The sequence below is a fragment of the Nocardia sp. NBC_01388 genome (assembly GCF_045040085.1).
Classification (GTDB): domain Bacteria; phylum Actinomycetota; class Actinomycetes; order Mycobacteriales; family Mycobacteriaceae; genus Nocardia.
Genome location: NZ_CP109553.1, coordinates 8,846,382 through 8,856,540, shown reverse-complemented (window position 1 = coordinate 8,856,540; position 10,159 = coordinate 8,846,382). Strand labels below are relative to the sequence as shown.

Annotated in this window: 9 protein-coding genes; 4 read left to right on the top strand and 5 right to left on the bottom strand. The window is 64.8% G+C overall.

Features of this window, described 5'->3' with window-relative positions:
- Positions 1 to 51: 51 nt before the first annotated feature.
- Positions 52 to 1,086 (bottom strand): AAA family ATPase, encoded by a 1,035-nt coding sequence (locus OG716_RS41840; protein WP_405135684.1) that lies wholly within the window; start codon positions 1,084 to 1,086, stop codon positions 52 to 54.
- Positions 1,087 to 1,269: 183 nt separating this feature from the next.
- Here OG716_RS41840 and OG716_RS41835 point away from each other — a divergent pair, with 183 nt between their 5' ends.
- Together OG716_RS41835 and OG716_RS41830 are read left to right on the top strand one after the other, a co-directional pair.
- On the top strand, positions 1,270 to 2,610 hold the full coding sequence (locus tag OG716_RS41835) for an IS1096 element passenger TnpR family protein (RefSeq protein WP_405135683.1): 1,341 nt from the start codon (positions 1,270 to 1,272) through the stop codon (positions 2,608 to 2,610).
- Between the two features lie 190 nt (positions 2,611 to 2,800).
- On the top strand, positions 2,801 to 4,222 hold the full coding sequence (locus OG716_RS41830; RefSeq protein ID WP_405135682.1) for a sugar porter family MFS transporter: 1,422 nt from the start codon (positions 2,801 to 2,803) through the stop codon (positions 4,220 to 4,222).
- A 105-nt stretch (positions 4,223 to 4,327) separates the two neighbouring features.
- On the opposite strand, the gene OG716_RS41825 is transcribed toward OG716_RS41830, so the two are convergent.
- The 3 genes from OG716_RS41825 to OG716_RS41815 form a co-directional block, all read right to left on the bottom strand.
- Complete coding sequence (locus tag OG716_RS41825) at positions 4,328 to 5,197, bottom strand: alpha/beta fold hydrolase (RefSeq protein WP_405135681.1); 870 nt, start codon at positions 5,195 to 5,197, stop codon at positions 4,328 to 4,330.
- Between the two features lie 81 nt (positions 5,198 to 5,278).
- Positions 5,279 to 6,475, bottom strand: a complete 1,197-nt coding sequence (gene tuf, locus OG716_RS41820; RefSeq protein ID WP_355126872.1) for an elongation factor Tu — start codon at positions 6,473 to 6,475, stop codon at positions 5,279 to 5,281.
- A 160-nt stretch (positions 6,476 to 6,635) separates the two neighbouring features.
- Positions 6,636 to 7,190 (bottom strand): RNA 2'-phosphotransferase, encoded by a 555-nt coding sequence (locus OG716_RS41815; protein WP_405135680.1) that lies wholly within the window; start codon positions 7,188 to 7,190, stop codon positions 6,636 to 6,638.
- Between the two features lie 228 nt (positions 7,191 to 7,418).
- Here OG716_RS41815 and OG716_RS41810 point away from each other — a divergent pair, with 228 nt between their 5' ends.
- Entirely contained in the window at positions 7,419 to 8,924 is a 1,506-nt protein-coding gene (locus OG716_RS41810; RefSeq protein WP_405135679.1) for a leucyl aminopeptidase, read from the top strand.
- A gap of 86 nt (positions 8,925 to 9,010) precedes the next feature.
- Here OG716_RS41810 and OG716_RS41805 read toward each other — a convergent pair whose 3' ends face one another.
- Entirely contained in the window at positions 9,011 to 9,343 is a 333-nt protein-coding gene (locus OG716_RS41805) for an oxidoreductase (protein ID WP_405135678.1), read from the bottom strand.
- Between the two features lie 488 nt (positions 9,344 to 9,831).
- On the opposite strand from OG716_RS41805, the gene OG716_RS41800 reads away from it, so the two are divergent.
- Positions 9,832 to 10,158, top strand: coding sequence for a WXG100 family type VII secretion target (locus OG716_RS41800; RefSeq protein WP_327141168.1), 327 nt, complete (start codon positions 9,832 to 9,834; stop codon positions 10,156 to 10,158).
- Position 10,159 lies beyond the last annotated feature (1 nt).

Below are 10,159 nucleotides of genomic sequence, written 5' to 3'. Positions count from 1 at the left end.
CTAAGTTACGGACGGCAGCGAACGAAGTCAAATCGGCTGCAAAAGGGCTGGTCACCGCCCCCAGGCCAGTTTTATGCGGGTCGTGGCGAGGAAGTCGGCGGTCAATTCGCGCAGCGCCAGGAACTGGCCGCCGGAACCGTACTTCTGGCGGAGGGTGCCGAAGTCGGTGAACTCGGCGGCGGCGGCGATCTGATTGGACTCCGGGATCCGGGTCGGGAAAAGGCGCGGCAGGCTGCGGTTCTCGCGCAGGTCCTCCAGGATGCGGCGATGGATCGCGGAGGAGCGGCGGTACTTCGTGATCACCACGCCGAGCTCCTCTATAGGAGTGGACCACCGCGTGGAGAGGTGACGGATGTGCGATTGCACCGGAGGAATGCCATAGGTGGACATCACGTCGGGGATGGTGGGGATCAGGTAGCCGTCGGAGATCCGGAGGCCGTTCTGGGTGATGATGCCGAGATTGGGCGGGCAGTCGATGAGGACGAAGTCGTAGCCTGCCAGGACTGCGGTGAGAGCATCAGCGAGGACCCTGGTCGGGTCGATTCCCGCGAGGCGCGTCATATCATCCTGCAGCGCAATGAGTTTCGGCGACGACGGCAGCAGGTCCACCGAGGTGACCATCTGCATCGGGGAAACCTCGTGCTGGACCAGCGCCGAGACATCCTTCAAACGTTTTCGGTTCAGCGCGGCGGTGAATACCGCGGTGAGGGTCTGATCATTCGAATCCAGTTCCGCCGCACGAGTTTCCCCGACCATCATGGTGGTCAGATTTCGCTGCGGGTCGAGATCGATGAGCAGGACTCGTTTTCCGAACTCTGCGGACAGTATTTCGGCCAGGGCAGCGGTGGTGGTCGTTTTTCCGACGCCGCCCTTGAGGTTGAAGGTGGCGACCACATAGGGGCGGACTCGGCCGGCGACCGGGTTCGGTTCCCAGACACGTTTAGGGCGGTCGAATTCCAGAGCCCGGGTGTTCTTGCCGGGCAACTCCCAGCCGAAACCGTTCTGGGGCGCAGCGATATCCGTCGAACGTGCCCGCCCGCCGGGCACCACATCACCACGCAACTCCACCAACTCAACACCCTTCATCACCGTGACCGTCACGACAGTCGGCACGAGCCTAGTTACTCGGGCTGCTCTGAGGGGCGCGACACGGAAAGCTGGGAATCGGCGGTTACCGAACTTCGCGACACGGCGGATAACGCGCCGAGTGGCCGAGTTCCTCGCGGCGAAGCACGGTTTCGAGGACAGAGCAGCGAATACACTTGCCGAGTGCAGAGAGATGACGCGCTCCGCAAAGGTTTTACGGACCGCGATGAGGCGCTTCGCAAAGCCCTGGAAACCATCGAAGCGCACTTCGGTCCCAGGCGGGAACCCACGAAGCGTCCCCCGCCGAAGGAGCCGCGGCGCCCGCGGCGCAGCAGCACGCTCACCTACCGGGTGCTGGTCGAGTCCGTGAAGCCGAACGGGCGGATTTGGCGGCGGCTCGAGGTTGCCTCCGATCTGTACCTCGATGAACTGCAGGATCTGCTGGAAACCGCCCTGGGGTGGGAATACCAGCAGCGGAAGCACTTCGGCTCGGCGGCGGTCTACAAGGATTACGACACCCAGCATTACCTGTGCTCATGGGAAATCGAGCGGGGATGGCGGGGCGTTCCGCTGGATCGGGTGCGGCTCGATGAGCTGCTGGTCGAGGCCGGGGATGAGCTGTTCCATCGCAATGGGCCCCGGAAGGAATGGCAGCGGGTCGTCCGTGTCGAGGCCGTGAGCGAATTTCACGCCGACTCCCCGCGCGCGGTATGTCTCGAAGGCCCCAAAGGTGTGGATGTCGAAGCCGTCAATCTGGAGCTGAGCACCTTCGGGCAGGGTCCGGCCGATGAGTCGCCCATCAACCCCGAGGGTTTGCCCGAAGCACTGGTGCGGATGCTGGGCGGTCCGCCGGGAAGGTCACTGCGGCGATTGCGGCATTTGACGGGGCAGGCCATGGTGAATCAACCGGTCACGATCGATCCCGTGGGGGCGGCCGATGCGATGCGGCCATATTTGCGGTTGCTTGCGCATATCGGCGCCGATGGAACTCCGCTGACCGACACGAATACACTGCCGCCGCAGGTTCTTTCACCCCTGCTGGCCGAACTTCAATTGAATGCGCGATGGCTGCACGAACGGGGTGAGCCGGTACCGGTCGACGAATTGCGGGGCACCGCAGCCTATTTCGGTTTGACCGAGGAGAGCGGCGACCGTGTGCGACTGACCGAAACCGGTATTCGACTGCTCGCGGATCCGGTGGCGCTGTGGTGGTATATCGCAGATCATCTGCCACGGTCACCGCGTGACGAAATGACTGTGCTGCAGGTGCTGGCACTGGCGACCGATACCGGCGATCCGATCCGCGCGACCATGGGAATCTACAACGACCTGTACCAGTGGCCCGGGCCGGACCCCGAGGAAGCGCCGGTAATCAGCTCGATGCACGATTCGTGGCGGGTTTTCCAATGTCTGCGGATGACGCCGCGAAATCAGCACTCGTACTATCGAATCCAGCATTCTTCGACCCGCAAATTCGCGCGAGCGGTGCTGCAGCGGTGGCCGCGCAGCACCGACTCCGACTAGGACGGCGAGCACAGTGCCCGCTCCCCCGCGCTGACTTCACCGAGACTTCCGTTGCGTGGCCCGTTGACAAGCAACTCCTCAGCAACAATCGTCGATGTTTGAGATCGTCGACAGGCGGAATGCTCGAGCTGATCAGGCCGCGCGGTTGGCTCGGGCCTGCTGAGCCTCGGGCCGGGACAGAGGAGTCTGCGTGAATTCACCGGTGGGTGCGCACAGGTCGACGGGATCGGGGGCGGACAGCCTCGGGTATGTCATCTTCATTACCGCGGCAGCCGCCATGGGCGGATTCCTGTTCGGGTACGACAGTTCGGTGATCAATGGCGCGGTCGAGGCCATCCGCGACCGGTACGACATCGGGTCGGCGACCTTGGCGCAGGTGGTGGCCATCGCGCTGATCGGCTGTGCGATCGGTGCGGCCATCGCGGGGCGAATCGCGGATCGGATCGGGCGGATCTGGGTCATGCGAATGGCCGCGGCGCTGTTCACCGTCAGTGCCATCGGGTCGGCGCTGCCGTTCGCGCTGTGGGATCTGGCCATGTGGCGTGTACTGGGCGGCATCGGGATCGGCATGGCATCGGTGATCGGGCCTGCCTACATTGCCGAGGTTTCGCCGCCGGCGTATCGCGGGCGGCTCGCCTCGTTTCAGCAGGCGGCGATCGTGCTCGGCATCGCGATTTCGCAGTTGGTCAATTTCGCGATCCTGAAGATGGCGGACGGCAACCAGCGCGGGCATATCGGGGGGCTGGAGGCTTGGCAGTGGATGCTCGGGGTGATGGTCATACCGGCGACGCTGTACGGGCTGTTCTCCTTTGCCATTCCGGAGTCGCCGCGGTACCTGATCTCGATCGGGCGGATCGATCGGGCCAAGAAGGTGCTCGAAGAGGTCGAGGGTGACAACCCCGATCTGGATGCTCGAGTCGCGGAGATTCAGCAGGCGATGCACCGTGAGCACAAGGCCTCGTTCCGGGATCTGCTCGGGTCGAAATTCGGCTTCCTGCCGGTGGTCTGGATCGGTATCGGGCTGTCGATGTTCCAGCAGTTGGTCGGCATCAATGTGGTGTTCTACTACTCCGCGACGCTGTGGCAGTCGGTCGGGATCGATCCCTCCAGTTCGTTCTTCTACTCCTTCACCACCTCCATCATCAATATCGTCGGCACCGTGATCGCCATGGTGCTGGTCGACCGGATCGGCCGGAAACCGCTGGCGCTGATCGGATCCAGCGGCATGGCGATATCGCTGGCGCTGGAGGCCTGGGCGTTCTCGGCCAAGCACGGATCCGGTGACAGTGTGGCGCTGCCACACCTGCAGGGCGTTGTCGCGCTGGTCTCGGCGCATGTGTTCGTACTGTTCTTCGCCATGTCCTGGGGTGTGGTGGTGTGGGTGCTGCTGGGCGAGATGTTCCCCAACCGGCTGCGCGCCGCCGCACTCGGAGTCGCGGCCTCCGCGCAGTGGATCGCCAACTGGGCCATCACAGCCAGCTTCCCCAGCCTGGCCGACTGGAACCTGTCCGGCACCTACGTCATCTACGCCGCCTTCGCCGTGCTCTCGATTCCCTTCGTGCTCAAGTGGGTTCCCGAAACCAAGGGCAAAACTTTGGAGGAGATGGGCTGAGCTGCGTGGTCACGCTGCGCTGTCTCATGGATGAAGCTAAACAGCCTGCCGAGGGGTGCGCTTCTGGTTCGAAAGGTTCGCACCCCAACACGCCGGTGCGCTGAGTTAGTTGTCCAGGACCTGGTGCAGCTTGGCGGCGAAGCCGTCCGGATCGCCCTGTTGGCCGAACTCGCCGCCGAGGAATCCGGCGTGGTTGCTCGGGAAGACGACGGGGTCGGTGCCCAGTTTGGCCGCGATGGCTTCTGCGCTGCGGCAGGCCAATTCGCCTGCGGACTCGACCCCGATGGCGATGACTACCCGGGTGGATGCGGTGCGGAGAGCGTCGAAGTCGACCTCGTAGTGGGTACAGGAGACGACGTTCTGGCCGAGCAGGGGGTCGCCGCGGGTGCCGTCGTCTTCGGTGGGCAGGCCGAATATGGCCGGATCCATCGGCTGGTCGACGAAAGCGGCGGGGATCTCGCCCTTCATCGAGACCAGGGCGATGAACTTGGCCATGGCGGGGCCGAAGCCGGCGCGCTCGTAGGTCTCGTGGATGTTCGTGGTGGCGGCGAGGGCCTGTTCGGCGTCCGCGCCGTAGCGGACGGCGGGCGGTTCGTGCACCACCACGGTGAGGATCTGCTCGGGATGCTTTGACACCACGGCGAGGGCATTGACCGCGCCGCCGCTGCTGCCGAACAGGTCGACCGGGCCGCCGCCGAGCGCGTCGATGACCCGGTGCAGGTCATCGGCGTGCTGGTCGGGGGTGGATTCGCTGGCGGGGTCGGCCTTGGTACTGCGGGCGGTGCCGCGGGGGTCGTAGGTCACGACGGTACGGTCCGAGAAGCGTTCGGCCAGGCTGACGAAGCCGCTGGCATCCATCGGCGAGCCGATGATCAGCAGCGTGGGCTTGTCGCCGGTGCCGCTCTCGGCCTGCCGTACGTCGTAGGTGATGACGGCGCCGGGGGCTTCCAGGGTGTAGGTCTTCATCTCGGACATCGGTGGCTCCTTGCTAGGTCGGTTGCTGGGTAGACGAACCGCGCCGGCAAAAATCATCGGTCTCCGCAGAGCCTACGACGGCTATTTGATGATCTTGGTGATCTGCCCCGCGCCCACCGTGCGGCCGCCCTCGCGGATGGCGAACTTCAGCCCCACCTCCATGGCAATCGGCTGGATCAGGACGACGCTCATCAAGACATTGTCGCCGGGCAGGACCATTTCGACCTCCTTCGGGAGCGTCACCATTCCGGTCACATCCGTTGTGCGGAAATAGAATTGGGGACGGTAATTGACGAAGAACGGGGTGTGGCGGCCGCCCTCCTCCTTGGACAGGATGTAGGCCTGGCCCTCGAATTCGGTGTGCGGGGTGACTGTGCCCGGCTTGATGACGCATTGGCCGCGTTCGACGTCCTCGCGCTTGATGCCGCGCAGCAGCAGGCCCACGTTCTCACCGGCTTGGCCCTCGTCCAACAGCTTTCGGAACATCTCTATGCCGGTGACGATGGTTTTGGTGGTCTTCGGGCGGATGCCCACGATCTCGACCTCGGCATTGACCTTCAATACCCCGCGTTCGATGCGGCCGGTGACCACGGTGCCGCGGCCGGTAATGGTGAAGACATCCTCGATCGGCATCAGGAACGGCTTCTCCACATCGCGGATGGGAGTGTCGATCCAGTCGTCGACGGCATTCAGGAGTTCGGTTATGCCGGAACCCCATTCGCCGGTGGGGTTTTCCAGCGCCTTGAACGCCGAGACACGGATCACGGGGGTGTTGTCGCCGTCGAAGTCGTACTCGCTGAGCAGGTCGCTGACCTCCATCTCGACCAGCTCCAGAATCTCCTCATCATCGACCATATCGCACTTGTTCAGTGCCACAACCATTTTGGGGACGCCGACCTGGCGGGCCAGGATGACATGCTCCTTGGTCTGCGGCATGGGGCCGTCGGTGGCGGCGACCACCAGGATCGCGCCGTCCATCTGCGCGGCGCCTGTGATCATGTTCTTGATGTAGTCGGCGTGCCCGGGGCAGTCGACGTGTGCGTAGTGGCGGTGCTCGGTCTGATACTCGACGTGCGCAATGGAAATGGTGATCCCGCGCTGGCGCTCCTCCGGGGCCTTGTCGATCGCCTCGAACGGCGTGAAGGGATTCAAATCGGGGTATTTGCTGTGCAGCACTTTGGTTATCGCCGCGGTGAGGGTGGTTTTACCGTGATCGATATGACCGATGGTGCCGACATTGACGTGCGGCTTGGTTCGCTGGAATTTCGCCTTCGCCACTGGAATCCTCCTGCGCGCTACGATCCGAAGCGGGCGGCAGGGGCTCGGAGTGGACACCGCCTGGCGGGCCCGACGACAGTGTCTTCCCAGCGTAGGGCGCGAATGCGGTGCGATGTCGGGGAAATGCGGGAATACGACGTCCAGCGGAGTTGACGGAAGATCAACTGGGAGTGCGTAGTTCGAGATACCCGGGTGCGACCGCGCCGGTGAGCCAGACGCCGTTTCCGGTGACGTAGAAGATGTGGCCGTCTCGGCGCATGGCGGCGGTGTCGACGGTGAATACCGCAGGGCGGCCGTGCCTGCTGCCGACGTTCGTCGCGGTATCCAGGTCCGCCGACAGGTGCACGGCGTGGCGATTCATCGGCAGCAAGCCCTCGGCCAGGATTACCGGGACCGTTCGCTCACCGGTGCCGTGATAGAGCACGGCGGGCGGATCGGCGGGCTCGTAGCCGAGATCGACCGGAATCGAATGCCCTTGGCGCGCACGGATCATGACGCCGGTGTCGTCGAATTCGAAGCGCTTCTTGCTGTTCTGCTCCACCACTGTCTCGAGGTGCGCGCGGGTGAAACGGTGACCACGGGCAGCCGAGAGTCGCAGCAGGTCGTCTACGCGCACCCAGCCGGCCGAATCCGGGTCCAGCCCGATGGCTTCCGGGCGATGCCGCAGCCAACTCGACAGGCGCTTGGACAGGCGGACGATTTCCTTTTCATTCATACCCGGCATACCGTCGCGCATCCCCGAGCGCGGCGCAAGCGAAATTCGCGAGTGTTCCCGGCCACGATCACGCGCAGCAGAAGCACATGCCTCTGTCGGCATACGTCATACGACCGGCACGGACCCTGTCGCACCGCATTCGAACCACCGCGGAGACGCGCGCCGGACGGCCGAGCAGCGGGGCGCGCCGGACAGGTGGCCGCTCGGCGCTCCCAGTAATCTGGGCGCATGACAGCTGTTGCAGATCGTTCGCTCGGACCGGAATTGGCACGTACCGAGAGCATCGGCGAGGCCGATGTGCTGGTCGTCGGACTCACCTCCTCCGATGATGGGCCTGCGATCGCGCCGGCGGATGCCTTCGAGGATGTGCTCGACAGCGATGCGCGGGACACGCTGCTGGCCGCACTGCGCGCGGTCGGCGCGAAGGGCAAGCCGGAGGAACTGACCCGGATTCCCGCACCGGCGGGACTCGGCGTGGACAGCGTGCTCGCCGTCGGGCTGGGCGCGGCAGACAAGATCGATGCCGAACAGATCCGCAAGTCGGCGGGCGTGGCGGGGCGGGCGCTGACCGGCGTCGGCACCGCGGTCACCATTCTCTCGGGGCTGGATCTCGGGGCGGCGGCGGAGGGGTTCTACCTCGGCGCGTACCAGTTCAGTGAGTTCAAGTCCGGCAAGTCCGCGCCGAAGCCCGGTGACCAGCCGGTGCAGCGGGTCGAATTCCTCGTTCCCGATGCGGGATTCGGCGAGGAGGCCTTCTTCCGGGCTCAGGCGGTGGCCGAAGCTATCGCTACCGCACGGGATTTCGTGAACACTCCCCCGAGCCACCTGTACCCGGCCGAATTCGCCGACCGGGCAGCGGAGTTGGCCAAGGCGGCCGGGCTGCTGGTCGAGGTCATCGACGAGAAGGGGCTCGCCGCTGACGGTTACGGCGGCATTCTCGGCGTCGGCAAGGGGTCCTCGCGGCCGCCCCGGCTGATTCGCATCACCTATGCCGGTGGCGACACCAAGGTCGGGCTGATCGGTAAGGGCATTACCTTCGATACCGGCGGCATCTCCATCAAGCCTGCTCAGGGCATGGAGAACATGACCTCCGATATGGGTGGTGCGGCCGCGGTCATCGCCACCACGCTGCTGGCGGCGCGGTTGAGCCTGCCGATCACGGTCACGGCGACCGTGCCGATGGCGGAGAACATGCCCTCGTCCACCGCACAGCGTCCGGGCGATGTGCTCACGCAGTACGGCGGGACCACCGTCGAGGTCATCAATACCGATGCGGAGGGGCGGCTCATTCTTGCCGACGCCATTGTCCGTGCGGGAGAAGATGATCCGGATTACATCATCGATGTCGCGACATTGACCGGTGCGCAGATGGTTGCCCTCGGCACCCGGACGCCCGGTGTGATGGGTACCGACGAATTCCGGGATCGGGTTGCGCGCATCTCGCAGGCGGTCGGCGAAAACGGCTGGGCCATGCCGCTTCCTGCCGAGCTGCGGGCGGATATCAACTCCAGGGTTGCCGATCTGGCCAATGTCGCGCCGCATCGGTGGGGTGGAATGCTTTCGGCCGCGCTGTTTTTGAAGGAATTCGTGCCCGAGGGTGTGCAGTGGGCGCATCTCGATGTGGCGGGGCCGGCGTACAACACCGGTGGGCCGTTCGGGTACATCGGGAAGGGCGGGACGGGTGTGCCGGTGCGCACGCTGATTTCGACTCTCGAGGACATCGCGGCCGAGTAGGTGTGATCCGGCCTGAGCGGTCAAAGATTCGCCTGGAGCGTCAAAAATTGACGGCTCAGGGCAGTCTTTGACCGCTCAGGCCGGTTTCAGTAACCCTCGCGCGCCCGGCGCCGCAGGATCCGGAGCCGGGCGTCGTGGTCGCGCATGCGCTGCGGGTAGCCGACCTTGCGCACGTCGTAGACGGGGATGCCCAAGGTGGTGGAGAGCTTCTGTGCGCCGCGCTCACCCACGACTCGGCGGGTCCATTCACCGTCGAATGCCACCAGCACGACTGTCACATCGGTGACCGTGGTGCGTGGTTCGACGAAAGCCTCGACGCCGCGGTGGGTTCGCGTCCATTCCGCGAGGTGGGCCGCATCGGCCGGGTCCGCGCCTCGGTTCGAGGCGACGCTGCGGCCGAGAAAATCCAGGAAACTCATGTCGTAACCTCCTCCCCGGAGGTCGACTACGCACCGCCGGTACTTCGATAGTGCCAGCTCTTCGGGGGTAAGCGCGGGTCTCGCGGCAATTCCGAAGGGATACCTCAGCTAGTCCTCAGGAGCGGCTCAGGAGATGGCGTGTGAGAGGGGCTTTGAGCGGGTAACGACGGCCGAGCCGCGGATGCGCTGCTGGTGCGAGGGGATTGGAGGACGGTTCCTCCGCACCGATGCAAGCCGGCCTCGGGCGCCGTCGGGGGCCGCGCCGATTCCGGCCGAAACGCTCGACTTCTTCCAGCCCGGGCAGCAGTTTGCCGGGAGCTACTCGCGGCGCTACCTCGAGGTGGCCATTTCCATAAATGGTCATTCGCGACATTTAGCGCAATTCACGGCAACCGAGTGGCCGAATCCCGCATATCGACAAACCCCCTATTCACAATTGCGGAATGGCAGTTGCCGATTTGTCGCCGGTACCCGCTAATCTCATCGTCGTGGGCACTGGGGTGGAGGTGTATGCCGTCGAATTGCGCAGTGCGGCTGACTGGCTCGATGGCGCGGCACGGGATCTGGGTGAGCGCATCGACTCGCATATGCGTGCGGTGCGCGGGTTCGTCGGCGCGGAATGGACAGGCGCTGCGGCGGGTTCGCACGAAGAACCATGGACGGATTGGGAGGACGGGGCTCGGCGCACCATCGCGTCCTTCCGCGCGGATGCGGGGATGCTGCGGCAGGCGGCCAATGAGTACGAGTTGGATGACCGGTCCCGCGCCGATGCGACCGACGCCGCCGGGTCGAGCCTCGATCTGCCCGGGGTGTGAG

Coding starts and splice junctions, on each gene's coding strand:
- OG716_RS41840 (WP_405135684.1), bottom strand. CDS start 1,086: ATGAAGGGTGTTGAGTTGGTGGAGTTGCGTGGTGATGTGGTGCCCGGC.
- OG716_RS41825 (WP_405135681.1), bottom strand. CDS start 5,197: ATGTCCGAGATGAAGACCTACACCCTGGAAGCCCCCGGCGCCGTCATC.
- OG716_RS41815 (WP_405135680.1), bottom strand. CDS start 7,190: ATGAATGAAAAGGAAATCGTCCGCCTGTCCAAGCGCCTGTCGAGTTGG.
- OG716_RS41810 (WP_405135679.1), top strand. CDS start 7,419: ATGACAGCTGTTGCAGATCGTTCGCTCGGACCGGAATTGGCACGTACC.
- OG716_RS41805 (WP_405135678.1), bottom strand. CDS start 9,343: ATGAGTTTCCTGGATTTTCTCGGCCGCAGCGTCGCCTCGAACCGAGGC.